General features: G+C 62.3%; 28 protein-coding genes and 2 pseudogenes. 15 read left to right on the forward strand and 15 right to left on the reverse strand.

Annotation, left to right across the window (positions count from 1 at the left end; translation table 11 throughout):
- The first annotated feature begins 268 nt into the window (after positions 1-268).
- The 6 genes and pseudogenes from NKH12_RS12000 to soxA all read left to right on the forward strand — a co-directional run.
- Complete coding sequence (locus NKH12_RS12000; RefSeq protein WP_352953300.1) at positions 269-739, forward strand: (2Fe-2S)-binding protein; 471 nt, start codon at positions 269-271, stop codon at positions 737-739.
- 11 nt (positions 740-750) lie between these two features.
- On the forward strand, positions 751-2,925 hold the full coding sequence (locus NKH12_RS12005) for a xanthine dehydrogenase family protein molybdopterin-binding subunit (RefSeq protein ID WP_352953301.1): 2,175 nt from the start codon (positions 751-753) through the stop codon (positions 2,923-2,925).
- A 205-nt stretch (positions 2,926-3,130) separates the two neighbouring features.
- Entirely contained in the window at positions 3,131-3,589 is a 459-nt protein-coding gene (locus NKH12_RS12010; protein WP_352953302.1) for a (2Fe-2S)-binding protein, read from the forward strand.
- 3 nt (positions 3,590-3,592) lie between these two features.
- Positions 3,593-5,749 (forward strand): xanthine dehydrogenase family protein molybdopterin-binding subunit, encoded by a 2,157-nt coding sequence (locus NKH12_RS12015; RefSeq protein WP_352953303.1) that lies wholly within the window; start codon positions 3,593-3,595, stop codon positions 5,747-5,749.
- Positions 5,746-6,408, forward strand: a complete 663-nt coding sequence (locus tag NKH12_RS12020; protein WP_352953304.1) for an Isoquinoline 1-oxidoreductase subunit — start codon at positions 5,746-5,748, stop codon at positions 6,406-6,408. The genes NKH12_RS12015 and NKH12_RS12020 overlap by 4 nt, the downstream gene beginning before the upstream one ends.
- 188 nt (positions 6,409-6,596) lie before the next feature.
- Positions 6,597-7,163: pseudogene (soxA, locus tag NKH12_RS12025) on the forward strand (sulfur oxidation c-type cytochrome SoxA); the annotation flags it as partial.
- A gap of 235 nt (positions 7,164-7,398) precedes the next feature.
- Here the strand turns inward: soxA and NKH12_RS12030 are convergent.
- Complete coding sequence (locus NKH12_RS12030; RefSeq protein ID WP_352953305.1) at positions 7,399-7,905, reverse strand: cupin domain-containing protein; 507 nt, start codon at positions 7,903-7,905, stop codon at positions 7,399-7,401.
- 138 nt (positions 7,906-8,043) lie between these two features.
- Between NKH12_RS12030 and NKH12_RS12035 the strand changes: the two genes are divergently transcribed.
- Complete coding sequence (locus NKH12_RS12035; RefSeq protein ID WP_027151810.1) at positions 8,044-8,283, forward strand: hypothetical protein; 240 nt, start codon at positions 8,044-8,046, stop codon at positions 8,281-8,283.
- A 210-nt stretch (positions 8,284-8,493) separates the two neighbouring features.
- Complete coding sequence (gene dusA / locus NKH12_RS12040) at positions 8,494-9,489, forward strand: tRNA dihydrouridine(20/20a) synthase DusA (protein ID WP_352953306.1); 996 nt, start codon at positions 8,494-8,496, stop codon at positions 9,487-9,489.
- Positions 9,490-9,584: 95 nt separating this feature from the next.
- Here dusA and NKH12_RS12045 read toward each other — a convergent pair whose 3' ends face one another.
- Entirely contained in the window at positions 9,585-10,520 is a 936-nt protein-coding gene (locus NKH12_RS12045; RefSeq protein WP_352953307.1) for an AraC family transcriptional regulator N-terminal domain-containing protein, read from the reverse strand.
- 230 nt (positions 10,521-10,750) lie between these two features.
- Between NKH12_RS12045 and NKH12_RS12050 the strand changes: the two genes are divergently transcribed.
- Together NKH12_RS12050 and NKH12_RS12055 are read left to right on the forward strand one after the other, a co-directional pair.
- Complete coding sequence (locus NKH12_RS12050; RefSeq protein ID WP_352953308.1) at positions 10,751-10,960, forward strand: Rossmann-fold NAD(P)-binding domain-containing protein; 210 nt, start codon at positions 10,751-10,753, stop codon at positions 10,958-10,960.
- 34 nt (positions 10,961-10,994) lie between these two features.
- Entirely contained in the window at positions 10,995-11,738 is a 744-nt protein-coding gene (locus NKH12_RS12055) for an SDR family oxidoreductase (RefSeq protein ID WP_352953309.1), read from the forward strand.
- Between the two features lie 24 nt (positions 11,739-11,762).
- Here the strand turns inward: NKH12_RS12055 and NKH12_RS12060 are convergent, their stop codons facing one another.
- The gene (locus tag NKH12_RS12060) at positions 11,763-12,467 is read right to left on the reverse strand and encodes a TIGR02281 family clan AA aspartic protease (protein WP_352953310.1); all 705 of its coding nucleotides are present in this window, start codon (positions 12,465-12,467) and stop codon (positions 11,763-11,765) included.
- Between the two features lie 7 nt (positions 12,468-12,474).
- Entirely contained in the window at positions 12,475-12,708 is a 234-nt protein-coding gene (locus NKH12_RS12065) for a DUF1289 domain-containing protein (protein ID WP_095492971.1), read from the reverse strand.
- 184 nt (positions 12,709-12,892) lie between these two features.
- Here NKH12_RS12065 and NKH12_RS12070 point away from each other — a divergent pair, with 184 nt between their 5' ends.
- Complete coding sequence (locus tag NKH12_RS12070) at positions 12,893-13,888, forward strand: nicotinate-nucleotide--dimethylbenzimidazole phosphoribosyltransferase (protein ID WP_352953327.1); 996 nt, start codon at positions 12,893-12,895, stop codon at positions 13,886-13,888.
- A gap of 108 nt (positions 13,889-13,996) precedes the next feature.
- Here NKH12_RS12070 and NKH12_RS12075 read toward each other — a convergent pair whose 3' ends face one another.
- Positions 13,997-15,517, reverse strand: coding sequence for a sensor histidine kinase (locus NKH12_RS12075; RefSeq protein ID WP_352953311.1), 1,521 nt, complete (start codon positions 15,515-15,517; stop codon positions 13,997-13,999).
- 75 nt (positions 15,518-15,592) lie between these two features.
- Here NKH12_RS12075 and NKH12_RS12080 point away from each other — a divergent pair, with 75 nt between their 5' ends.
- From NKH12_RS12080 to NKH12_RS12095, 4 genes and pseudogenes are all read left to right on the forward strand, one after another.
- A complete protein-coding gene (locus tag NKH12_RS12080) occupies positions 15,593-16,216 on the forward strand; it encodes a thermonuclease family protein (RefSeq protein WP_352953312.1) in 624 nt (207 codons plus the stop codon).
- A 148-nt stretch (positions 16,217-16,364) separates the two neighbouring features.
- The gene (locus NKH12_RS12085; RefSeq protein WP_352953313.1) at positions 16,365-16,976 is read left to right on the forward strand and encodes a glutathione S-transferase; all 612 of its coding nucleotides are present in this window, start codon (positions 16,365-16,367) and stop codon (positions 16,974-16,976) included.
- A gap of 16 nt (positions 16,977-16,992) precedes the next feature.
- A pseudogene (locus NKH12_RS12090) lies at positions 16,993-17,610 on the forward strand (uracil-DNA glycosylase family protein); the annotation flags it as partial.
- A 120-nt stretch (positions 17,611-17,730) separates the two neighbouring features.
- Entirely contained in the window at positions 17,731-18,222 is a 492-nt protein-coding gene (locus NKH12_RS12095; protein ID WP_006333679.1) for an Lrp/AsnC family transcriptional regulator, read from the forward strand.
- Positions 18,223-18,233: 11 nt separating this feature from the next.
- On the opposite strand, the gene NKH12_RS12100 is transcribed toward NKH12_RS12095, so the two are convergent.
- The 10 genes from NKH12_RS12100 to NKH12_RS12145 form a co-directional block, all read right to left on the reverse strand.
- Positions 18,234-18,803, reverse strand: coding sequence for a DUF3299 domain-containing protein (locus NKH12_RS12100; protein WP_502910782.1), 570 nt, complete (start codon positions 18,801-18,803; stop codon positions 18,234-18,236).
- A gap of 47 nt (positions 18,804-18,850) precedes the next feature.
- Positions 18,851-19,429 carry a GNAT family N-acetyltransferase gene (locus tag NKH12_RS12105; RefSeq protein WP_352953315.1) on the reverse strand — a complete coding sequence of 193 codons (579 nt, stop codon included), beginning with the start codon at positions 19,427-19,429 and terminating at the stop codon, positions 18,851-18,853.
- Positions 19,392-20,093: a DNA alkylation repair protein gene (locus tag NKH12_RS12110; protein WP_352953328.1), complete on the reverse strand. Its 702-nt coding sequence runs from the start codon at positions 20,091-20,093 to the stop codon at positions 19,392-19,394. Before NKH12_RS12110 ends, NKH12_RS12105 begins: the two co-directional genes overlap by 38 nt.
- 8 nt (positions 20,094-20,101) lie before the next feature.
- Entirely contained in the window at positions 20,102-20,971 is an 870-nt protein-coding gene (locus tag NKH12_RS12115) for an NAD(P)-dependent oxidoreductase (RefSeq protein ID WP_352953316.1), read from the reverse strand.
- Positions 20,972-21,032: 61 nt separating this feature from the next.
- Entirely contained in the window at positions 21,033-21,866 is an 834-nt protein-coding gene (locus tag NKH12_RS12120) for an ABC transporter permease (RefSeq protein WP_352953317.1), read from the reverse strand.
- On the reverse strand, positions 21,863-22,576 hold the full coding sequence (locus tag NKH12_RS12125; RefSeq protein WP_352953318.1) for an ABC transporter permease: 714 nt from the start codon (positions 22,574-22,576) through the stop codon (positions 21,863-21,865). Before NKH12_RS12125 ends, NKH12_RS12120 begins: the two co-directional genes overlap by 4 nt.
- A 115-nt stretch (positions 22,577-22,691) precedes the next feature.
- Entirely contained in the window at positions 22,692-23,474 is a 783-nt protein-coding gene (locus NKH12_RS12130) for an ABC transporter substrate-binding protein (RefSeq protein ID WP_352953319.1), read from the reverse strand.
- Between the two features lie 215 nt (positions 23,475-23,689).
- The gene (mobB, locus tag NKH12_RS12135) at positions 23,690-24,199 is read right to left on the reverse strand and encodes a molybdopterin-guanine dinucleotide biosynthesis protein B (protein ID WP_352953320.1); all 510 of its coding nucleotides are present in this window, start codon (positions 24,197-24,199) and stop codon (positions 23,690-23,692) included.
- On the reverse strand, positions 24,196-24,828 hold the full coding sequence (mobA, locus tag NKH12_RS12140) for a molybdenum cofactor guanylyltransferase MobA (RefSeq protein ID WP_352953321.1): 633 nt from the start codon (positions 24,826-24,828) through the stop codon (positions 24,196-24,198). The genes mobB and mobA overlap by 4 nt, the downstream gene beginning before the upstream one ends.
- 40 nt (positions 24,829-24,868) lie before the next feature.
- On the reverse strand, positions 24,869-25,644 hold a 776-nt coding region (locus NKH12_RS12145), incomplete at its 5' end, for a DMT family transporter (RefSeq protein WP_352953322.1).

Genomic DNA, 25,644 nt, shown 5'->3' on the forward strand with positions numbered 1-25,644 from the left:
GTTTGCGTCTACACGGATGATCACCTTCCGCACCATCGCTGCAATCGCGCCGGGCATCAACAAAACGTGAGAAGTGTAACGAAGTGTATCAGAGCGCTGCGCCTGCGACAGCTTGCGATGAACTGCCGGTGTTCGGGACAAGGTTCTGCGACAGCTTCCGCCTAACTTGGCCTCGTCGCTAGCCGGGACTTCCGGCCTTTGCCGCCAGACCATGCCGGCGGCAGCCGGTCGGCGGTCCTCGCCAGCCTTTGATCGAAAGGATTGTACAATGGCCAGATTGATCATCAATGGCACGCCCCGTGATATCGAGGTCGATCCGGACACGCCGCTGCTGTGGGTGATCCGCGAGCAGATTGGGCTTACCGGGACGAAGTACGGTTGCGGCGTTGCCGCCTGCGGCGCCTGCACCATCCATATAGACGGCGTCGCCACGCGCTCGTGCGTGCTTCCGGTGAGCGCGGTCGAGCCGGACCAGCAAATCACCACCATCGAGGGGCTTTCGCCGGACAGTTCACATCCGGTCCAGCAGGCCTGGCTGGCGCTCGACGTGCCGCAATGCGGCTACTGCCAGGCCGGCATGATCATGGCCGCGGCGGGTCTGCTCATGCAGAACCCGAACCCTGCGGACGAGGACATCAACGCCGAGATCACCAATATCTGCCGCTGCGGCACCTACAACCGGGTGCGCGCCGCGATCAAGCTGGCCGCCAAAAGCGGCGAAGCCACGCAGCGCGGTTGAGGAGAATAGTCATGAACGCCATAATTTCCATCTCCCGCCGCAGCTTCATCATCGGCGCGGCCTCCACGGCTGGCGGCCTGTCCCTCGGATTCAACGTGCCGTTCATCAAGCCGGCACTTGCCGAGGGCGCCGAGACGGCGCCGGAGATCAATGCCTGGGTGGTGATCAGGCCCGACGATACGGTCGTCATCCGCATCGCCCGTTCCGAGATGGGGCAGGGGACGCTGACCGGCCTGGCGCAACTCGTCGCCGAGGAGCTGAATTGCGACTGGTCCAAGGTCACGACCGAATATCCGTCGCCGGCCCAGAACCTCGCGCGCGACCGCGTGTGGGGCAATTTCTCGACCGGCGGCAGCCGCGGCATCCGCGAATCGCATGAATACGTGCGCATTGGTGGCGCCGTTGCGCGCGAGATGCTGATTGCCGCCGCGGCCGCCGAATGGGGCGTACCGGCCAGCGAATGCGCCGCAAGGATGGGCATTGTCACGCATGCGGCATCGGATCGCGCCACCTTTTATGGACAGTTGGCCGCCGCCGCCGCCCACATGACGCCGCCCGCCAATGTCACGCTGAAGGACCCGAAGGATTGGACCATAGCCGGCAAGCCGCTGCCGCGGCTTGACACGGCAGACAAGCTCAACGGCAGCCAGGTCTATGGCGTCGATCTCAAGCTGCCGAACATGCTCAACGCGGCGATCCGGGCCTGCCCGTATTTCGGCGGCAAGGTGGAGAGCTTCGACGCGGCGGCGGTCGCAGGCATGCCCGGCGTGCGCACCGTCGTTCAGGTCGACGAGACCGCCGTTGCGGTTGTCGCCGACACCTGGTGGCGGGCGAAGACCGCTCTCGACGCCTTGCCGGTCGTCTGGGACGAAGGTCCCAACAGGCAGGTCACCAGCGCGTCGATCGCGGCGATGCTCGAAGAGGGGCTCGGCGCAAATGACGCCTTCATCGGCGCCAAGCAAGGTGACGCCGGTGCTGCCCTGTCCGCAGCCGGCCGGACGGTCACGGCGACCTATGCGTTCCCCTATCAGAACCACGCGACGATGGAGCCGATGAACGCGACGGCGCTCTATACGCCGGAGCGCTGCGAGGTTTGGGTACCGACCCAGAACGGCGAGGCGAGCCTTGCTGCAGCGGCCGAAGCCGCCGGCCTGCCGGTGCAGCAATGCGAGGTGCACAAGATCCATCTCGGCGGCGGCTTCGGCCGGCGCGGCAACTTCCAGGATTATGTGCGCCAGGCGGTCAGCATTGCCAAGCAGGTGCCGGGAACGCCGGTAAAGCTCATGTGGTCGCGCGAAGAGGATATGCTGCACGGCGCCTATCACCCGACCACGCGATGCCGCCTGACGGGCGCGCTCGACCCGGACGGCAACCTGACCGCACTGCACATGCGCATATCCGGCCAGTCGATCCTTGCCGCGGTGCGCCCGGAAGGCATGCAGAACGGTATGGACCCGGTGGTCTTTCAGGGCCTCGTCCTCGCCGGCACGGAAGGCGCGCTTGGCTATACGGTGGACAATCTGCTTGTCGACCATGCCATGCGCAACCCGCCGATCCCGCCAGGCTTTTGGCGCGGCGTGAACCTCAACCAGAACGCGCTCTACGTCGAGTGTTTCATGGACGAGCTCGCCCATGCGGCCGACGTCGACCCGCTCGCCTTCCGCCGCAAGCTGATGGCCAAGCATCCGAAGCATCTCGCCGTGCTGGAGGCGGTTGCCGAACGGATCGGCTGGGACACCCCGCCCGCGGCCGGCGTTCACCGCGGCCTGGCGCAGATCATGGGTTTCGGCAGTTATGTGGCGGCGGCAGCGGAGGTTTCGGTCACCGACGGGCAGCTCAGGATCCACCGCATCGTAGCGGCCACCGATCCGGGTCATGTCGTCAACCCCGCACAAGTGGAGCGGCAGGTCGAGGGCTCCTTCGTCTACGGCCTTTCCTCCTGCATCTACGGCGAGTGCACCGTCAATGGCGGCCGCATGGAGCAGGAGAACTTCGACAGCTACGAGGTTCTGCGCATGGCCGAGATGCCGGAAGTGGAGACGATCATACTGCCGTCCGGTGGCTTCTGGGGCGGCGTCGGCGAGCCGACTATCGCTGTCGCTGCGCCGGCCGTCCTCAATGCGATCTTCGCCGCCACCGGAAAGCGCATCCGCACGCTGCCGTTGAAAAACCATGACCTCGCATGACGTAGGGCGCGCGAAGAACAGGCTCGGTGGACGATCGTTCGCGCCCGTTCTGTTTGCGGGGCTCGTGGCCAGCGCGTCGGCATGGGCCGACGCGGCGCCCGGTTGCCACGCGTGTCCCCATTATTTTTTTGACCTCCGGAGAAATAGCGCCAGATAACCCCCATGCAAAACAATGAGCGGTACGCAAATACGGAGGCTCAATCCCATGGTCAGCTTCACCTTAAACGGCCAAAACAGGACTTTCGACGGTGATCCCGATACTCCGCTCCTATGGGTCATCCGAGACTTCGAACGACTAATGGGCACCAAATACGGGTGCGGCATCGCACAATGCGGCGCTTGTACGGTTCATCTCGACGGCATGCCGCGCCGCTCATGCGTCACCCCGATATCGACCGTCGAAGGCTCTGAGATCACCACGATCGAAGCCGTAAGCGGAGTGGAGGCGGAAGCCGTCCGCAAGGCATGGATCGCGATCGACGTCCCGCAGTGCGGCTATTGCCAGTCCGGACAGATCATGTCGGCCGTAGCCCTTCTTCAATCCACGCCGAAGCCGACGGACGACGACATAAACGCCGCGATGACAGGAAACATCTGCCGCTGCGCAACCTACCATCGCATCCGTCAGGCGATCAAAGACGCCGCCGGCACTCTGGAGGGCTGAGCGATGACGATCCATCCAATCATCACCACACGCCGCGGCTTCCTCTCAGGCGCCGGGTTCGTCATCGGCTTCGCGATAGCGCCGAAGGTTTTCGCCGCAGGCGTCATACGAGGTGATCCTGCGGGCGGCGCCGGCGACCTGATCGAGATGAACACCTTCGTCAAGATCGCCGCCGACGATACGGTAACGGTCCTGTCGAAACACATCGAATTCGGGCAGGGGCCATACACGGGCCTCGCAACCATCGTCGCCGAAGAACTAGATGCCGACTGGAGCCAGATGCGCGCGGTCCATTCGCCGGCTGACGACAAGATCTACGCCAACCTGGCCTTTGGATTGCAAGGCACCGGCGGCTCGTCTTCCATCGCCAATTCCTACGACCAGTTCCGCCAGGCGGGCGCTACGGTGCGCGCCATGCTGGTGGCGGCCGCCGCGGAGGAATGGGGCGTTCCGGCCGAAGAAATCACCGTGTCGAAGGGACGGATAAAGCATGCGTCGGGTAAGGAAAGCGGGTTTGGGGCGTTGGCCGACAAGGCGGCCGCCCGGACGCCGCCGGCTGAACCAAAGCTCAAGGATCCGAAAGATTTCGTGCTCATCGGCAAGGACCTGCCGAAACTCGACACGGTAGCGAAAACGACCGGCCAGGCCGTCTACACGCTCGACGTCCTTGCTGACGACATGCTTATCGCACTTGTCGCGCACCCCGTTCATTTCGGCGCAACGGTAAAATCGTTCGACGACACCGAGGCGCGCAAAGTCGCGGGCGTGGTCGACATTAAACAGGTGCCGCAGGGCGTGGCGGTCTATGCCGACAACACCTTCGCCGCGCTCAAGGGACGCGCCGCCCTCAAGGTGGACTGGGATCTCTCCAAGGCGGAGAAGCGCTCGACCGAGGCGCTCGCCGCTGACTTTGCCCGGAAATTCGGGGAAAAAGGCTTGGAGGCAGCGAACAGAGGCGACGTGGACAAGGCCTCTTCGGCCGACGGCGTGCAGAGCCTGGAAGCCGAAATCGTCTTTCCGTTCCTGGCCCATGCTCCGATGGAGCCGCTGGACGCCGTGTTCGTGAAAGCCGAAGACGAATCGCTCGACATCTACAGCGGCGCGCAATTTCCTGGCTCGGACGAGGCGACCGCGGCGAAGATTCTCGGCGTTGAGCCGTCAAAGGTGCGGCTGCACACGCAGTTCGCCGGTGGGAGCTTCGGCCGGCGGGCCCAATTCGGCTCGCCTTACATGCAGGAGGCGGCCGAAGTCTTCAAGGCGACGGACGGCTCGCGTCCGTTGAAGCATATGTGGACGCGCGAAGACGACATACGCGGCGGCTTCTATCGGCCCATGTATCTGCACAAGATGAAGGGAACGATCGACGCCGACGGCAAGATCACAGCCTGGGATCAGATCATCGTCGGCCAATCGATCCAGCAAAAGGCCGATCTGGACGAAACGTCGGTCGAAGGCGCGTCCAACCTTCCCTATTCGATCGATAATCTGCGCGTCGTCTCCCACAATGTGGAACTCACGGTGCCGCCCTTGTGGTGGCGTTCGGTTGGCCACACCCATACGGGCTTTGCGGTGGAAACCTTCGTCGACGAGCTTTTGCAGAAGGTCGGCAAGGATCCGGTCGAAGGCCGGCTGGCGCTCCTGGCGAACGAGCCCCGTCACGTCGGTACCCTAACGAGGGTCGCCGAGATGGCCGGCTGGGGCTCGCCGGTTCCCGAAGGGCATGAGTGGGGCGTCGCAGTGGTCAAAAGCTTCAACACCTATGTCGCGCAGATCGTCGAGATCTCGCGAGCCGACAGTGGAATACCACGCATCCACAAGGTCTGGTGTGCGGTGGACTGCGGCGTCGCGATCAACCCCAATGTCATCGCGGCGCAGATGGAAGGGGGTATCGGCTATGGCCTCGGCGCCGTGCTGTTTGACGAGATCACGCTTGGCGAAGGCGGCGAGATCGTGCAGTCGAATTTCCACGATTATCGCTCGTTGCGCATCGACGAGATGCCGGAGGTCGAGGTTGCCGTCATCGCCTCGACGGAGAAGCCGACCGGCGTTGGCGAGCCGGGGGTGCCTCCAATCGGTCCCGCCGTTGCGAATGCCTGGCGCCGTCTCACCGGCAACCCGGTTCGCCGCCTTCCGATCGTTCCAGCAGGCGGCGTGTCATGATGAGAATGGTCAAGTCCAAAGCCGCTTCGATCGGCCTTGTCGTGTCGGCGTTGAGCCTGGCCGCGGTCGTTTCAACGATGTCGGTGGCTCAGGACCAGCCGGATGCCGCGGCCACGACGCTTCGGGCGGCGTCGGAGTTCGAGCCAATCGCCGACAATGCGGAGCGTTCTCGGGCGCTTTTCGAGGAAGCCGGCAAGGTGATCCAGCATCCACGCTGCGTCAATTGCCACCCGGCGGGCGATCAACCCCTGCAGGGCATGGAGATGCGCGTGCATGAGCCACCGGTGTCACGCGGCGAGGGCGACCTCGGCATGCCCGGCATGATGTGCGGTACATGCCACGGAGCGGCCAATGTCGAGGTCGTTGGCCAGGCTGAAACGATCAAGAGCATTCCCGGCCATCCGCTTTGGCATGTGGCGCCGATCGAGATGGCCTGGGTCGGCAAGACACTGGGAGAGATTTGCCAGCAACTGAAAGACCCGGCGCGCAACGGCGGGAAGACCGTCGACCAGATCGTCGACCATATGGCCGAGGACAGTCTGGTGGGCTGGGGATGGGAGCCCGGTGCGGGACGCGAACCTGTTCCCGGTTCGCAGCAGGTTTTCGGCGAACTTATTCGTCGCTGGGCCGAGACCGGGGCGGATTGTCCCGCGCCATAGCGCCGTCGGCGGAGCGGAAGTTATGTGGAAGAAGTCAAACGTCCGCAGTTGGGCGCAATCTTCCTGTTCGTTCTGACAAGACGAGGAAGCCGGGGCACCTTTCAAAACGAGCGCCCACCAAATTCACCGTTTGTTCTCCCTTTGCGTAGTTTGGCGTACTTTCAACGCGATGCCCTCAACAGGCGGAGGGCAGGGCGGATGTCGCCTGCGCCGGCTGCCATGACGATGCCAGCCAGACGGGGCGCGGGGTTGCCGCCCGCTACCCGGCCTTTGACGCGGTGACGGGACGGCCGATCGACCTTGCCGGGCGCATCAACTCCTGCCGCGCGGAGCGGCAACAGGCCGAGCCGCTCGCGCCGGAGTCTGACGCGTTGCTCGCCCTGACGGCCTATGTGGCGCATCAGTCGCGCGGCATGCCAATCACACCGGCGACCGACGCCCGGCTCGCGCCGTTCCGCGACAACGGCCGGCGTCTGTTCCAGAGCCGCATAGGCCAGCTCGAGCTCTCCTGCGCCTCCTGCCACGACGACAACTGGGGCAAACGGCTCGGCGGCAGTGTCATCCCGCAGGCGCATCCGACCGGCTATCCGCTCTACCGACTAGAGTGGCAGACGGTCGGTTCGCCTGCGCAACTGCATGATCGGGTCAGGGCCGAGCCCTTCACCTTCGACGCACCCGAACTCGTCGACCTGGAACTCCACCTGACGGAGCGGGCCCGCGGCCTTCTGGTCGAGACACCGGCCGTCCGGCCGTAATGCCGGATTGCGGCTGGCCGTTCACCTGCCGCCGACGGACAGTTGAGCGCAACGCGGCGCTCGGCCGGTAGCCTGAGCTGCGCACTTCCCGCTCGTGCGTTCTGTACTTACTGAGTCTCCGATCGATCTGCGCCTGCTTCAGGTCTTCTTCCAACTTTGCAGAAGCGGGCCTTTGCTCCCATAGACGGGATCCTTGCGTGGACGACCTACCTTCCGAATCGTCGCCAGCGCGCCATCATGCTCCCTGGGCAGTCGTGCATTCGTCATAGGTCCCAAATGGAGGGTAGGCGCCGACAACCAGAAAATCGTCGGATGCCGAAAGACATTGGTGCCCGGTGCCGGCCGGAAGAACCGCGACGTCGCCGGCCTTCAGTGACAGGGTTCGTCCCTTTTTGCCTCCAAACCGGACTTTGGCCGTCCCGGCCGCGACCCCGAGCACCTCATGTATTCGCGAATGGTAGTGAACGTAGTCGTAGATGCCGTTTCGCCAACTGTCCTCCCACGCATTGGCCTCGAAAAGCTCCTCCAAGACGGCTGCGGGATCAAATTCTTCGGGCAGCCTCACGGCGCCCCGATAGACGACAAGCGGCCAAAAGGGATGATTGGGCACCAGGCCATCATCCTTGAACCAAAACTCATTTGCTTTTCGCCGCCTTATAAGATCGGTTACTTCTTGCCTGCCCGGTCTTGCGATACCGGTAACCTGCTCGACAGCTTTCTTGGTACTCTGCAGAATGCTCATGATGTAGCCTTGCATTGCTGGTTGTCAGAGGACGACTCTTCATGCCGATTCAACCGGCTGCATGCCGGTCGGTTCCGCTACCTTTTGGCCCACGGCAATGCAGCCGGATTTGTTCGATGACCGCAGGAGATATTCGGCATGAGTAACGTGGTAACGCTGCATGGTGACAAGCGCTGGAAAGCGGTTCTTGTCTACGGCCACCAGAACGGCCCGATTACGATCGAACATTATCTTGAAGAGATTTCCGAGCTTCATAACATCATCGAACATGGCCCGGATTGGAACACCCTGATTGCGTGCACGGTGACAATCAATCGTCCCGACGGTGGTGAGGAGCAGAACAGCGAGGAAAAAGAGGCACGCCGTGAGCATCGGTGAGATCGCGGATAAGTTCATCCGAGCGGCCGAGATCGAGCGCGTCAGCCATTAGCATGTCGAGCCGCGCAGCGGGCGCGTACCATGGCCAGTTGGCTTCCAATAGCGGCGGTAAGATCGCATAAGGGTCACGGTTGAGCGCGCGAACCTGTCAAATTACCCAATCATTCCAACCGGGCATTGGACGGACTGAGACAGAAAAAAGACGATGAAATGAATAAGATAAACCACAAACTTGCCGTGGCGCCTATGATGGACTGGACGGACCGGCATTGCCGGTTCCTCCATCGCCAATTGACGCGCCGGGCATTGCTCTACACCGAGATGGTCGTGGCCAACGCGGTCACTCATGGCGAGCGCGAGCGCTTGCTCGGCTTCGATGATACGGAACATCCGGTCGCGTTGCAGCTCGGCGGCTCCGATCCGCGGAAGCTTGCCGAGGCGGCCCGCATCGGCGAAGCCTTCGGCTATGACGAGATCAACCTCAATGTCGGCTGCCCGTCCGACCGCGTCCAGTCGGGTACGTTCGGCGCCTGCCTGATGAAAGCACCGCTCCTTGTCGCCGATTGCGTCGCGGCGATGAAGGCTTCTGTCAGCATTCCCGTCACCGTCAAATGTCGCATCGGCGTCGACGAGCAGGACCCTGAGCCGGCGCTCGATGCGCTGGCGAACGGAGTTTTCGCGGCCGGCACCGACGCGCTTTGGGTGCATGCCCGCAAGGCGTGGCTGGAAGGGCTAAGCCCCAGGGAAAACCGCGACATCCCGCCACTCGACTACAACAGGGTCTATCGGCTGAAAGCCAAAAACCAAAACAAATTCATCGGCATCAATGGCGGCATTCAATCGCTTGAAGAGGCGCTTGACCACATTGATCATGTCGATGGTGCGATGCTCGGACGCGCCGCCTACCACACGCCAGGCATTCTGGCGGACGTCGACGCGGCGTTTTACGGCGATACACCCAACGCGTTCGATTTTGCCGCGCTGATCGATGCCATGGCGGATTATGCGGCACGCCATATCGAATGGGGCGGGCGGCTTGGGCATGTCACCCGTCACATGGTCGGCCTGTTCCACGGTCTGCCGGGCGCGCGCCGCTACCGGCAGATTCTTTCGACCGAAGCGACAAGGCCCGGCGCTGGACCGGATGTGCTGAAGGCGGCTTTCGCTGCAGTCGATTTCGGCGGGGCTGACGCCGAAGCAGCCTGACTTTCGGTCGCGCAATATCCATGTGGCCGTTTGCGCGTCTTGCGCAGTCGTTCAGCAATCCAGGGGACCGTCGATAGATGGGCAAGCCGGTCAAGCTAAGCGGCGCTCGCCCGTTCGCCGTCCTGCATTTCTTCTCTGATCCCGCGTGCCGCGTCCCGGACGCGAAGGGCGTCGCGCTTCGGCGGCGCCCGGAATGTACGGCGATATTCGTAGGTGAATTGCGAGATGCTCTCGTAGCCCACCTCGAACCCAGCGCTGATTGCCGAAAAGCCTTCATCGAGCATGAGGCGGCGTGCTTCGATTAGGCGAAGCCGCTTCTGATACTGTCCCGGCGTCAGTGACGTCATGTGCTTGAAGTGCTTGTGAAAGGCCGTAAGGCTCATCGCCGCTGCGGCCGCCAAGCGCTCGACGGGGACACGCGATCGATACTCGGTTCTAAGAATCGCGATGGCCGCAGCGAGACGGCTCGCGTGGCCGTCCGGATCCGCAAGCGACCGCAGAGCCGCGCCGTGCTGACCGGAGAGGAGCCAATAATGCAGTTCGTGCATAATTCCGGGGCGCAGGAGCGACGTAGCATCCGGTCGGTCCAGCAAGCGCATTAGCCGCACCGCGCAATCTAGAATCGGCGCATTGGTGTCTTCAGCGAACAAGGTGCGTGTCTCTGACGGGCGCTGCGCACGCACGCTGCCCAACTGCGCCGCGATCTCTAGCAGGAGCGTCATCTCGAGTTCGACCGCGACCGCCAGATAGGGCTCGCGCTGGCTTGCCTGCACGATCCGTCCGACGACCGGCATGTCCGCGCTCACGATCACGGACTGCCCGGCGGTGAAGACTTGCTGCTCCCTGCCAACAGTCATGCGCTTGGCACCCTGCAGAACCAGACAAACCAGCGGCCGATAGACCGAAAGCAAGTCGCCATGTGGTGACTCGACGCACATCATCCTCAGACCCGGCACTGGCGTCAGCGCCAAGCCATCCCGGTTTGCATGGCGGGCGGCATAGGTGTGAACGGCATGTTTGAGGACGTCCATGCAATGTCTCCTACAGCGGCGCGATCCTGGCGATCCTAGCATGCGGGCGGACAAACATCACGTGGGCTGCAGGATCGAGCAAGTTTTGCGCATGCGTTGGCAAGCTGTCGACTGCATCGCCCGGTAGGAACAGGCCCGCTCGACAAGGAAGGGAAATCATATGTCTGGACAGAACGTGTCACCGAAACGAGCCGCGCTGGCGAATGTCGCCATGGCTCTTCGCGGGGGGCATGATCTCCGTAACCGCGATGGCGCCGGGCGGCGTCAACTCTATCCTGTTCACTGACAGGAAGACCCCGGAGCAGATCACCGGCTTCGCCGCGCGTACGCCACATCAGCTCATCGGCGACCCTTCCGACATCGCCGACGCGGCGCTCTGCAGCAGGGACGGCGCCAGGAATAACGGACAAACGGTTTTTGCAAACGGTGGCATCGTTTGATTCCGAGCCGTTGGAAGAGATGGAGCACAGAACGATGAAAATGACGGGAAACACGATCCTCATCACCGGCGGCGGATCCGGGATCGGGCGGGAACTGGCGCGGCACTTCAATGCGCTTGGAAACACTGTAATCGTCGCGGGACGGCGCAAGGAGGCGCTCGAGCGGACGATCGCCGGGCGTGAAGGCATGCACGCCATGGTCGGCGATGTCGAAGACCCAGGAGCGATCACAGCATTTGCCAAGCGCTTAGTCGCCGAGCACCCGGCGCTCAACGTGCTCATCAACAATGCCGGCATCATGCGCCGCGAGGATCTGACCGGAGCCCGCGATCTGCGCGACGCGGAGGAGACGATCGTCACCAATTTGTTCGGGCCGATCCGCCTCACCAACGCGCTGATCGACCATCTGGCGGTTCGGCAAAATGCCGTGATCGTCAATGTCTCGTCAGGCCTGGCCTTCGTGCCGCTGAGTGGCACGCCGACCTACAATGCCACCAAGGCAGCGATCCATTCCTATACGGTGTCGTTGCGCGAGCAACTCAGGGGCAAGGTCGAAGTGATCGAGCTTGCGCCGCCCGCGGTTCGCACCGAACTCACGCCCGGCCAGTCGACGCGCGACGAGTATATGCCGCTCAGTGCGTTCATTGACGAGGCGATGGCTCTGTTCAGCCGGGAGCCGACGCCCAAGGAGATATTAGTGGAGCGCGTGGGCTTCCTGCGCTGGGCGGAGCGGGACGGCCGGTTTGATCAAGCGGTCGAGATGCTCAACGCTCACTGAGCGCCGCCGAAGCAACCCGACTGTTCAATCGCGCAAGATCATGCGGTCGCCGCGCACGTCGAAACCGGACAGTGAGCCGATGAAATTCATGCCGAGCAGGCTCTGGCCGAGCATGCCGGGCGCGGCGATCATGACCGGCATGTCCTTGCGTACGATCCCGCCGATCGCCAATTCGTCGGTTCTCACGGCGGCGGCGCGCGCCATGCCGTTGGCAGTGGAAACCGGTATGGTGAAATTGAGAGCGGCTGGATTGAATCCGGCCGCTTGCGCGTCCTGCGCGGTCAGAACGGTGCTGGTTGCGCCGGTATCGACCACCGCCCGGACCGGCGTGCCATTGACCATGATGCGCGCTTCGAAATGGCCATTGCCGGCCTTATCCAGGGTCACCGTGGCATGGCCGTCTTCAAGCCCCAATGCCAGCGGACTGCCGGGAACAAGGCCGGCCGTTACCCGGCTGGCGAAATCCTGCAATTCATAACGATACTGGTAGCCGGCGATCAGTGCGAGCGCGATGACGCCCCAGGTGCCGAGATTGCGGGCCATCGCGCCCAAGGGTCTGCCTGATCTGAGCAGGCTGGCGCCGATGAGCGCGACCAATGCGCCAAGCCAGATCAGCTGGCTGAAATCGTCATTCTCGACGCCGAATGTGCTGCCCGCGGAATCGTTGAACATGAGCAGGACCACGCCTGCCCCGATCGCGATCATCAAAACCCAGAAAAATCGGTTCATAGCTGGCTCATGAGAGAGCGTCGCGTTCGCGCGCGAGGCGGGTGCGGCGGGTTTCCCGACGCGGTCTGCGTTCAACCGTTTCCAGCCGGGCCGGCAGCTCGGCCATGACGCTGCGGCGGATCTCAGGGGTCATCTCGATCCAGGCGCCGATTTCCTCGCGCGTGCGGCCGCAACCGAAGCAGAAGCCGGTTTTCATATCGATCGAACAGACCAGGATGCATGGGGATTCGATGGCCGTCATAATATTCTCTCAGGGTTCCCGTCAGGAATCCCTTGTCTCGCCTCCACATGGTGTAACAGCAAAGTCAATGCAAGCCCTCCGGATTGCGCCGCCGGCAACCGCTTTCGCGTCAATGCAGGCAGTTGTGCCGGCCGAGCAAGGCGGCTATGCCGCTCACCAACTCCAGGGAATGACCACCAACGACATGACCAGTGCGCTGCCCTTCGACGATTTTCGCAATCTCCTGGCGACCCTGCCGCCGGCCGACACGGCGGCCGAAGCCCGCGTCCGTGCGCTGTTTGCCAAGGCCGACAGACCCAAAGGTTCGCTCGGCCGCATCGAGGACATCGCCGCGTGGCTCGCTGCCTGGAGCGGCCGTGCGCCGCCGGCGGTGAACCGGCCCCTGGTGGCGATCTTCGCCGGCAATCATGGTGTCGCTCGGCACGGCATTTCGCCACGGCCTGTCGCTGCCACGGCGAATGCCGTCGAGCTTTGCGCGGCCGGGGGTACGGCGGTCAATCAGATCTGCATCGCCAATGATCTCGGGCTGAAAGTGTTCGATCTAGCGCTGCACATTCCGACCGCCGACATCACCGAGGACGCAGCACTTGACGAGCGCGGCTGCGCTGCCACCATGGCCTTCGGTATGGAGGCGATCGCCGGCGGCACCGATCTGCTTTGCCTTGGCGACCTCGGTGTCGGCAATTCCACCGTTGCAGCGGCTTTGTGTGCGGCACTCTTCGGAGGCAGTGGCGCAGATTGGGTCGGATCCGGATCGGGCGCCGACGCATCGATGCGGGCGCGCAAGGCGGAAGTGGTCGACGCCGCGCTAGCCTTCCACGGCACAAGTCTCAGGGACCCGCTGGAAGCGTTGCGCCGGATCGGCGGCCGTGAGTTCGCGGCCATCGCCGGCGCCATCCTCGCCGCCCGGGTGCAGAAGATCCCTGTCCTACTCGATGGATTCGTGGCGACAGCCGCTGCGGCGGCGCTGCGTGCTGCCAACCCCGCCGCGCTCGACCATTGCCTGCTTGCCAGCCTGTCGCCAGAGCCTGCGCATGCTCGGGCCGCCGAGCGGCTCGGCTTGCGCCCGCTGCTTGATCTCGGCGTGAGCCACGGTGAGGGGGCAGCGGCGGCCCTTGCCGCGGGCCTGATCAAAGCCGCTGCTCTCACCAGCTCGGGCATGGCGGCGGCGGTTCATTAAAGCGCGTCGCGTTCGACCCGCCTCATGCGACGCGCTTTAGGTTGTTGTTTTTACGCATGTCGTTATCGCAAAACCGCTGCACACTTTTGCGCGACATGCATTAAGCGTCTATCGCCGGCGCGCAGCAACGGCCCTGGTCGGCAGCGCCGGCAATTCCTCCATCACCCGGCTCAACGGGAAGATGGCGATCGCCTCGGTGCCTTCGCGCAGTTTGGAATGGAGTTCGAACTCGCCGCCGTGCATGGCAAGCAGGCTTTGGACGATCGGCAGGCCAAGCCCGGTGCCTTGTTCGGCGCTCTTGATGGCGATCGAGCCCTGGCCGAAGGCGGACAGCACGACCGGGATCTCGTCTTCCGGTATGCCAGGCCCGTTGTCCTTGACGGAGAGGTATTGGCCGCCGCCCGCCGTCCAGCCGACGCGCACGCGGATCTCGCCGCCGGTTCCGGTGAACTTGATGGCGTTCGACAAAAGATTGAGTGCGATCTGTCGCACTGCGCGTTCGTCGGCGAACAGGCGCGGCAAGGCGTTTTCGAAATCTTGGACGATCCGGATATCCTTGTTGCGCGCCTTCAGCTCCATCATGTGACAGCAATCCTCGACGACGGAAAGCAGCATCATCGGCTCTTCGTTGAGCTGGTAGCGGCCCGCTTCGATGCGCGACAGGTCGAGGATTTCGTTGATAAGATCGAGCAGATGCTGGCCAGAGTCATGGACGTCGCGAGCATAGTCGCGATAGGTCGGGTTGCTCATCGGGCCGAGCACCTCGTTCGCCATCACCTCGGAGAAACCGAGAATGGCGTTGAGCGGCGTCCGCAACTCGTGGCTCATCGAGGCCAAAAACCGCGACTTTGCCAGATTGGCGTCCTCCGCCCGTCGCCGCGCTTCATCCGACATCGATTTCGCGGTGTCCAATTCGGCGATCAGCGCATCCTTTTCGGAGCGGAACGAGAGCAGCATCAAGGACGAGCGATTGAGCTGGCGCGCCACATAGGCGAAGAAGGGCAGCGAGACCATCAGCAACCCGGCCATGATCAGTTCGACCAGCATCCACTGCCTGACGCCGGCATAGGCATAGGCCGCCACAGGAACGGCGAAGGTCGCCAGCAACGCACCGCGCAGCGATGACGCCGTGATCGCGGTCGCCGCCATGGCAAGCAGCAGCACCACCGCCTTGATCAACTGAAATTGGTCGACCTGGCAAGCATCGCAACCGAGCCAGGCGAACCAGGCCCAGCCCAGGCCGCAAAGGAAATGGCCTATCAGGAAATCACCGTGCGTTTGCAGCGGGTTGAGTTCGGTAGCTTCCGTTCGGTCGACGCGCCTCGCCATGAACACGACGATCGTGTAGCAGATGAGTGTAAAAAGGGCCCAGACGCCAATTTCCTTGCCCACTCCAGCAAACAGACCCGTCGCGGCGGCCGCCAGGACGAGAAGCGGAACGATGATCGCGCCGCCTATCATCGAACGGGCGTGGAGTTTCAAAAGCTCGCGGTCGAAATCAGGATTTCCGACCTGCTGCGAAAGACGGTCGCGCGTCTTGCGCACCGCGCGCGCCACATCGCTGTTGCGATGGGGTTTCCTGCGGTCCACAATAAACTTGTCCGCTGTGGTCGAACGTTGCAAGGGCATGGAGACTTCAATTTATGCGGGCAGCGGTTTCAAATTGTTAAGCTACGTTCGAATGATTAACCAACGGTTTGCCATATGAGCCGTTCGTGGTCGCGGCGATCGCGACAGCGATACGTCCCGCCGCGGCCGCGAAGCCTTTGGCGCCGGCTGGTGGACTACGCACTGACCGTCATCGTCCTCGGTCTGCTGATCCTTCTGGCAGCACGCCTTGAGCGGATCGAGACGCGCAAGACGGAGGGTGCGGCCGTCGTCAATGACGGCGATACGATCACGCTCGGTACCGAGCGCATCCGCATGCGCGGCATTGACGCGCCCGAATATTCGCAAGTCTGCCGCAAGGGCGGCGCCGGCTATCCCTGCGGCAAGCTGGCGCGGCAGTCGCTGGTGCGTCTGATATCAGGCAAACCCGTCTCCTGCACCGGCTGGCAGCGCGATCGCTACGGCCGGCTGCTCGGCGATTGCAACGCCGGCGGCAAGGATCTCAACCGCGCCCAGGTCGAGGCCGGCTGGGCGGTTGCCTATGGCGATTTCGAAACCGAGGAAGCCGCTGCCCGCTCCGGGAAGACCGGCATCTGGGCCGGCACTTTCGACAAGCCGCACAATTGGCGCGAGAGCCACGATCACGAGGTTGCCGAAAGAAAGCACGGCACTTTGGCTTCGATTGGCGACGCCTTGCGAGAAATTTTTCGCTTCCGGTGATGGTCAACCCTATAGTTTGTTGCAACAGACCTGATCAGAGCGACGTGCGTCCATTGGGACGCACAAGGCATGCGCTGGGATTCTTGATTCGCATCATGCTTTCCGGAAATCGATTCCGGTTTTGGGCCGATCCGATAGGAGGAATGGAATGAAACTCTTCGACGGCGGCCGGGCGCCCAATCCACGGCGGGTTCGCGTCTTCCTTGCCGAAAAGGGGCTTGAGGTTCCTCTGGTGCCCGTCGACATGGGCGCGCTGGAGCACAGAAAGCAGCCGGTCAGTTCGCGCAACCCGCTGCAGCGCCTGCCGGTGCTCGAACTCGACGACGGCACCGTCATCACCGAATCCGTCGCCATCTGCCGCTATTTTGAGGAACTGCATCCGGAACCGGCTTTGTTCGGCCGCGGCGCGCTCGGCAAAGCGCTGGTCGAGATGTGGCAAAGACGCATGGAGCTCAACTTGCTCAGTTGCGTCACTGCCGCGTTCCGGCACATCCATCCGGCGATGAAGGATTGGGAGATTCCACAAATCCCCGAATGGGGCGAGGCCAACAAGCCGAAAGCCGTCGGATTCCTGAAACTCCTCGACGACGAGTTGGGGAACCGGGAATTCGTCGCCGGCGAAGCCTATTCGATCGCCGACATCACCGGGCTGATTGCCATCGACTTCATGAAGCCGGCGCGTATCAAGGTGCCGGAAGATTGTGCCAACGTGCTGCGCTGGCATCAGGCAGTCTCCAGCCGGCCGAGCGCCGCCGCCTGAGAATGAACTCCCGAGAATGAGCGAAGAGCTGGAAAACTTCGCGGCCAGGGTACGCGCCTGCCGTATCTGCGTCGAAAACCCGGTCGGCCGCCCGTTGCCGCACGAGCCGCGCCCGGTGCTCAGGCCGTCGTCGAGCGCCCGCATCCTGATTGCCAGCCAGGCACCGGGCACCAAGGTGCATATGTCAGGCATGCCGTTCACCGACGCTTCCGGCGATCGGTTGCGGAACTGGCTGGGCGTCAGCAGCGAAGAATTCTACGATACGACAAAATTCGCTATCGTGCCGATGGGCTTTTGCTTTCCCGGCCAGGATGCCAAGGGCGGCGACCTGCCGCCGCGCCGCGAATGTGCATCGGCCTGGCGTGCGCCGCTGATGGCGCTGATGCCGCATATCGACCTGGTGCTGACGATCGGCAGCTATGCACAATCCTGGCACATGGGCGCCGCGCGCCGGCCCTCGCTGACGGAGACCGTGAAGGATTGGCGCACAATCTGGGATGCGCCCGGCAACCCGAAAGTGCTGCCGCTGCCGCATCCGTCGTGGCGCAACACCGGTTGGTTGAAGCGCAATCCGTGGTTTGAAATGGATTTGCTACCGTTTCTGAGATCGGAAATCCGCTATCGCCTCGGCTGAAGCATAAGCAAGAAATCACTCGCTTTTGCGTCATCTGGCAGAATTTCTTTCTTGTGGATGGCCTAAATAAGAAGGACTATAGCCAATCTATTCCTAGTCTATCCCCGTGGGAGCACCCAAATGGACCGCCTTGACAGAAAAATCCTCCGCCTCTTGCAGGAGGACGCGACGCTTGCGGTCGCCGATGTCGCCAAGAAAGTCGGACTGTCAACCACCCCCTGCTGGCGGCGCATCCAGAAGCTCGAGGAGGAAGGCGTCATTAAGCGGCGCGTCGCCATCCTCGATCATGAAAAGGTCAATGTGCGCGTCACCGTATTTGTGTCGATCCGCACCAATTCGCATAGCCATGAATGGCTGCGGCGCTTTTCGGAGGTCATCCAGGAATTTCCGGAAGTGGTCGAGTTCTACCGGATGAGCGGCGACGTCGACTACCTCTTGCGCGTGGTGGTGCCCGACATCGCTGCTTACGACGCCTTCTACAAGCGGCTGATCGCCAAGATCGAGATCCGCGACGTCTCGTCGTCGTTTGCCATGGAGCAGATCAAGTATACGACCGAAATGCCGCTGGACTACATGGTTCTGGACAAGGAATCGGGCGCCAACGCTGCCTGAGGATTTTTTGCTTAGTTCTTCTTTTTGTTGAGGAAAGTCCAGGGCGAATTTGCCGGCAGCGTGATGGTGCCCGGCACCACATCGACGTTCACCACCTCCGCCTTGCGTACGGTATAACCCGACTGGATCACGCTGACACCGTCGAGGATGAAGAGCTGACTTTTCTCCATGCCCAGCTCCAGGGCGCCGGTCACGGACACCGGCTGATAGGCTTCCGACATCCTGTAGGGGCGGGCCGGCGTGACGAGGACGATCTGATTGGGCGGCGGCGCCGGCATGTGGCTGCACGCACCTGTCCACGGCACCAGCAGGAACTGATAGACGAGATCGCCGTTGCGATCGAGCGGCAGTGCGTACCCCGCCAGTTGGACGGTCTTGTCTCGCAAATTGAGAGACAGCGTCTCGCCACGGTCAGGCATTTTTGCCGCAACCATCGGCAATCCGACACTTTCGGCAGCGGGCTGGGTCGCCGGGCGCAGGTCCTTCCAGAATATGCGCGCGGTTTCGGCAGAAGCGCTGCCCACAGCGATGGAAATCAGCACGGCCGCCAGCGCCGCTGTCGATTTGAGACGATTGCTCATCGTGTGCTCTCCATGCGACAGGAGTAAAGCTGCCGTCGCCGACAACGTCAACGTTGGAGCCGCATCACATGGCGGCGCGAGCCGGCCATGCCGATCTCGTGGAATCCTCGGGCCACGAACATGTCTCGAAAGCCCATGAAACGGTAACTCGGCGATTCCTGGTCGACCGGATAGGCCTCGATCGTCCTGGCGCCTTTGGCGAAGGCGTGATCGATGGCCGCGTCGAGCAGTGCGCCTGCCAGTCCACGGCCGCGCGACGCCCTCGGCACATAGAAGCAGACGATCGACCATACGCCCGCCTCGCTGTCGTCCTGGTGCCGCGACAGCCTGCGGTAGGTCTCGCGCGGCGCGATCGAGCACCAGCCGACGGTCTTGCCTTCGGCACGGGCGACGATGCCGACCGGCGTGCCGGCTTCGATGAGCGCCATCATGGCCCGTCTTCTCTCATCGTTCGACGCATGTTCGCGGTTTTCGAGGTGGCGCCAGGCCATGCACCAGCAGTATTTTGGTGCGCCAGGCTGCTCGAACAGGTTCTCGAAATCGGCGCGCGTGGATGGCGTCACCTCAGTAAAACGGATTTGGCTCCGGTCAGCCTTTCCTGGCGAGCCGCTCGAGCGTTTTGGCATCGGAAAGCTCCCTTACAGCATCCTTGCCGATCCAGCGCGCCGTCTTGTCGGTCGAACCGGCGAGCTTTTGTGCCAGGGCGAGGGCAGCGCCGTGCAAATTCATCGATCGCTTGCCGATCGAACGAAGCGCCCAGTTCACCGCCTTCTTCACAAAATTGCGGCCGTCGGTGGCATGCGCTTCGATGATCGACAGGAAGTCGAGAAAGGTCGCCTCTGGTTCATTCTTCCGGTGGACCACCGACCAGGCCACCATGGCAAAAGCCGTGCGTCGAACGAATTCCCGTTCGTCGACTGCGAATTCGGCGATCAGTTCCCTCCAGCAATCCGTATCGACAAAGAGATCGGAGACGCCGTCGACGATATCCCATGAGTCGAAAGTCGCCGCCCATCGTCTTGCATCCGCGGCAGAGAACCGCTTCGGATCGGCCGTGACGGAAGCGATGAACTGCGCTTCCATGATGCCTGTCTGCCATAGCTCGAAGGCACGCTCATGGTTGCGCTTGATTTTCTTTGCAATCTGCCGCTGCACGCCATGCGAGATGCCGAGCGCACGTTCGATCTTGATGCCGTAGCGTAGCATGCCAAGGCGGTTCTCCTGCGAGCCGATCGAGCGCAGATGATCGACAATTTCCTCGGCGCTGGATTGAGGCGAAAGCTCGGCCACTACCAAACCTACTTTTCCAATCGCGCCAGCAAAGAGGACGTATCCCAGCGTTTGCCGCCCATCCCTTGCACATCCTTGTAGAATTGGTCGACAAGTGCCGTCACCGGCAGCTTGGCGCCGTTGCGGTCGGCCTCCGCCAGGCAGATGCCGAGGTCCTTGCGCATCCAGTCGACGGCGAAGCCGAAATCATATTTGCCGGCATTCATCGTCTTGTGGCGGTTCTCCATCTGCCATGAGCCGGCCGCGCCCTTGGAAATCACCTCGATGACTTTCTCGATGTCGAGCCCGGCCTTCTTGCCGAAATGGATGCCTTCGGCCAGCCCTTCGACAAGACCGGCGATGCAGATCTGGTTGATCATCTTGGTGAGCTGGCCCGAGCCGGCCGGACCCATCAGCCCGACCATACGGGCATAAGCATCGATGACAGGCTTTGCCTGCTCGAAGGCTTTCTGTTCGCCGCCGACCATGACGGTCAGCACGCCGTTTTCGGCGCCGGCCTGACCGCCGGAGACCGGTGCGTCGAGGAACGAGAAACCGCCCAATACCGCCTTCTCCGCCAGTTCGCGCGCGACTTCAGCGGAGGCCGTGGTGTTGTCGATGAAGACCGCCCCCTTCTTCATCGTCTGGAACGCACCCTCGGCTCCAATCGTCACCGCGCGCAGGTCGTCGTCATTGCCAACACAGGAAAAGACAAAGTCATTGCCGTCGGCCGCTTCTGCCGGCGTGTTGGCAACGCTGCCGCCATGCTGGGCAACCCATTGCTCGGCCTTTGCCTTGGTGCGGTTGTAGACGGTGACGTCGTGGCCGCCCTTGTTCCTGAGATGTCCGGCCATTGGGTAGCCCATGACGCCAAGACCGAGAAATGCCACCGATGCCATGTTTCAATCCCTTCCAGCCTGTTTTCCGGCCTTCTTAGCGGATCAGACAAAGCTATGGGAGTCAGCGGTGCAGATGGATGGTAATGCGCCGTTCTATCCACTCGACCGCGTGGCGGAGTATCTCGACAATGATCAGATAGATGATCGCCGCCCAGATATAGGACTGGAAGTCGAAAGTGCGCGCATAGGTGAGCTTCGTAATGCCCATCAGATCATAAACGGTGATGAGGGCCACGATGGCGGAGCCTTTGATCATCAGGATGATCTCATTGCCATAGGGACGCAGCGCCACGATCAGCGCCTGTGGCAGGATGATCTTGCGCAGTATTTGCAGTTTATGCAGGCCAAGCGAGGCAGCGCCTTCCCACTGACCTCTGGGGACGCTCTCGATTGCGCCGCGCAGGATCTCAGCCTGATAGGCTGCCGTATTGAGGGTGAACGAGAAAATGGCGCAGTACCAGGCTTCGCGAAAAAAGCCCCACAGGCCGACAGCTTCAAGTGCCGGTCGAAACGAACCCACTCCATAGTAGATAAGAAAGACTTGGGTCAAAAGCGGAGTGCCGCGGAAGAAGTAGACATAAGCGTAGGCAAAGCTGGACAGAATACGGTTCCTGGACATCCGAGCGTAGGCGACAGGAACTGAAAGGACGGCCCCCAACACGATCGACACAGCGACAAGCGTGAGAGTCACGCCCAGGCCAGAGATGTAGCCCGGGGCGTATTTTTGGAAGAGTTCGGAATTCCAAGCCTCGACCAAGTATACAATCATGCCGATGCCGAGCACGATCCAGAGACCGACCAACGCATATCCGAATACCCGTTGCCGAGACCAGCCGCGCGGGATTGCTGGCGGTTTTTCGACCTTGGTCGCCACCTCGGCGGCTGCCGCGCTCATCGTTGCACCTGTTGTCGGCCGACCCTGCGTTCAATGGCATTGATGCCGAAGGACGAGATGATGGCGAGGAGCAGATAGATAAGAGCAGCGACCCCAAAAAACAGGAATGCGTGCTTGGTGACGCGGGCCGCGACGCCCGCTTGCCGCAGTATGTCGGCAAGACCGATGGCGGATACCAGCGCTGTATCCTTGAGCAAGATGAGCCACAGATTGGCAAGACCCGGCAGGGCAATACGGATAAGCTGCGGCAGCACGACCAGTCGCATCGTCTGCCCACCAGACAGGCCAACCGAATAGCCGCCCTCATACTGTCCCTTCGGGATGGCGCGGAATGCCGAGAGGAAGACTTCGCTGGCGTAGGACGAGAAGACGACGCCGAGCGCGATCATGCCGGAAACAAATGCGTTCACTTCGACCGCAGCGGTCGGGTCATACAGGCGCATCAACAGCTGGATGCCGATTTGCGCGCCGTAAAAGATCATGAACAAGGTCAGCAGCTCGGGCAATCCACGAAAGATCGTGGTGTAGATATTGCCGGCCAGCCGCAGCGACGGCTCATTGGATTGCTTGGCCAATGCGACCAGAAAGCCGATCATCAGACCGACAGGCAGGGTCGCGGCTGCAAGCGAAACGGTGATGAAAACACCATAGGCGATGTCGTCGAGCCAGCCTTCGGGTCCCCAACTGAGCAGCGTCCAAACGCTTTGCATCCGCCTGCCTGTTCTCCTCTTGGGTTCTTTGAGAGCAGCGCGGCGTCACTCCTCGTGCGCCGCTCCTTGTGCGAACGGCGGGAATGTCCCGCCGTTCGCTGTCAATCCGGAAGGATTAGGACTCGCCGCCGTAGACATCGTACTTGAAGTACTTGTCGTTGATTTCCTTGTACTTTCCGTTGGCGCGGATGGCGTCGATCGCCTTATTGAACTGATTGACCAACTCGGTATCGCCCTTGCGTACCGCGATGCCGGCGCCCGGACCATGGATCTCGATGTCGGGCGTGATCGCACCGATCAGCTTGCAGCAAGCACCGTCCGGCGTGGCAAGCCAGCCTTCGAGAACAGTGATATCGTCGTTGACCGCATCAACGCGGCCATTGGCGAGATCGAGCTGGTATTCCTGCGCGGTCGGGTACGGCTTGATTGTACTATCGGTATAAGCCTTGGTTGAATAGTTGAAGTGGGTGGTGGACGCCTGCACGCCGATCGTCTTGCCGGCCAAGTCCTCCTTGGTCACGCCCTTGATGTCGCTGTCCTTGGGCGCGGCAATCGCCGGCGGCGTGTTGTAGTATTTGTCGGTGAAGTCGACCTTCTCGGCACGCTCCGGCGTAATCGACATCGAGGCGACGATGGCGTCGAACTTGCCGGCCTGAAGCGCCGGGATGATGCCGTCCCAATCCTGCGCGACGAAAGTGCACTTCACCTTCATCTCGTCGCAAAGTGCCTTGGCGATATCGATATCGAAGCCCACGAGCTGGCCATCGGCGGTCAGGTTGTTGAACGGCGGATAGGCTCCCTCTGTGCCGATCCTCAAAGTTTTCTCCTGAGCCTGGGCAACGCCCAATGTCAGCAGCGCGGCCGATGCGGCGAGCGCTATACGCAGTGCAGTACGCATGATGGTCCTCTCTGTGTGTTCCCGGCCGTCGTTCCAAACGGCTCTGTGGGCGGTTCTTTTGACCGCCCGCTGACGCGATACTCCCATTGTTTCCCAAGAAAAAGCAACTGTAAAACCGTTGCTTGCGGGTTTCGCATTCCCAGACAATGCTGACGCGGGGGCAGGCATACCAACGAGGAAATAGGAGGCGGCCGAATGCTCCTTCGGCAGTACCCTCAGCGCGTCAAACCTGTCGCGCGCTCGATGAAGTCGGCTATCGATTTCGTGTCGTCGAGATCGAAGACAGGCAGGCTTTCGTCCGCTACGGCGAAGTCGGCGGCGATGGCGACGATATGCGGATCATTTGCCGAAAGCGGTGCCTGGTCCTTAGCTTCCAGCCGCCGCGTTTCGATCTTGCTGTGCGCCTCGCGCTTGTAGCCTTCGACCAGAACGATGTCGGAGGCGCCGAGCCGCGACAGGATCGCGTCCAGCGTCGGCTCGTCCTCACCGCGCAATTCGTGCATCAGCGCCCAGCGCCTGTCCGACACGATGGCGACTTCCGTGGCTCCGGCCTGTCGGTGGCGAAAGCTGTCCGCTCCCGGCTTGTCGATGTCGAAATCATGATGGGCGTGTTTCACCGTCGACACCTTCCAGCCACGCCGGACAAGTTCGGCGACCAGCTTTTCCGTTAGTGTCGTCTTGCCGGTATTCTTCCAGCCGGTGATGCCGAAGACGCGTCTCATCATGTCTCCATGCTCTGCAACAGACGTTCGGCCCGAACAAGGTCGTCTGACGTATTGATGTTGAAGAAAGGGTCGTGCAGATGGCCTCCCGAGGTCAGCATCGGGAATTCCACATCGACAAAGTCATGCCGGTCGATAAAAGCGGAAACCCGCCTGATATCCTCATCGACCAGAAAACGCCGCAGAGCCTGGTGGAGCCCCAGCGGCCAGAGTGCGAATGTCGGATGCCGTTTGCCGCCGGAACAGGCGATGGCGATCGCGCTGGGACGTTTGGCGACCGCCGCGGCCAGCCGTTCAACCAGATTTTCGGGCAGGAACGGTGTATCGCCCGCAGCCGTGACAAGTGCCTCGCAAGTCGTGTTCGCGGCGGCCCATTCGAGGCCGGTCAGGATCCCGGCGAGCGGTCCGGCAAAACCTTTTACCGTATCGGCAAACACCGGAAGCCCAAACCCTGCAAACCGTGCCGGGTCGCCATTGGCGCTGAGCACGAGCGGACCGACCTGCGGAGCAAAGCGCGCAACGACATGGTCCAGCAGGCTGCCGCCGCCAAGCGCAAGCAGGCCCTTGTCGCCGCCGCCCATTCGCCGCGACTGGCCACCGGCCAGAATGACGCCGGCAATCTCTCTAGTCATCGTCTATCGTCCATGCGGTCACTCGCCGCGAACGGCAAGCCTATATGCCGTCCGGCGCCATATCAGGTCCAGCGCTTTCGGCCGCTGTCTTTCGCCGGCCGACGATCCGTTCGCGGTAAAGTGCGTAGAGGCCGGAGCCGACAATGACGATAGCGCCGACGATCATTGGCAGGTCGGGGACGTCGCCGAAGACGAACAGGCCAAGCAGGATCGACCAGAGCAGGGCCGTGTAGCGGAACGGTGCGATGAACGAGATGTCGCCCTCCCGCATCGCCATGATGATGAACTGGTAACCGATGACCACGAGCACTGCCGCCAATGCCAGCAACGCCGTGCTTTCTCCGGTCATCGGAGTCCACCCACCCATTGGCGAAAGCAGCGCCGCGCCGAGCACTGTCATGGCAAGTGCCGTGGCGGTCGACACCAGCAATGTCGGAATGGCCTGCGGTATCCGCTTGGTGGCAAGGTCCCGCACCGCACAACAGGCGACGCAGGCCAGCGCCAGCAGCGAATAGACACTGAATCCCTCAAAACCGGGCCGCACGATGATCAGCACCCCGGCAAAACCGATGGCGATGGCCAGCCAGCGCCGCCAGCCGACGCCTTCGTTGAACACAAGTGCTGCGCCCATCGTCACCGCCAGCGGCAGTGCCTGCAGCACGGCCGAGACGTTGGCGATCGGCAGATGCGCCAAAGCAACCAGGAACGACACAGTAGCGGGGGGGGGGGCCGCCGGCGGCCCCCCCGGCCTAACGGGCACGGGCTCGCGCGGGCGGGCGCCGCCCCCCCCCGGGGCGGCGCCCAACGCACCCACAA

It is taken from the genome of Mesorhizobium sp. M1322, assembly GCF_040318085.1.
In the GTDB taxonomy this organism is placed as follows: domain Bacteria; phylum Pseudomonadota; class Alphaproteobacteria; order Rhizobiales; family Rhizobiaceae; genus Mesorhizobium.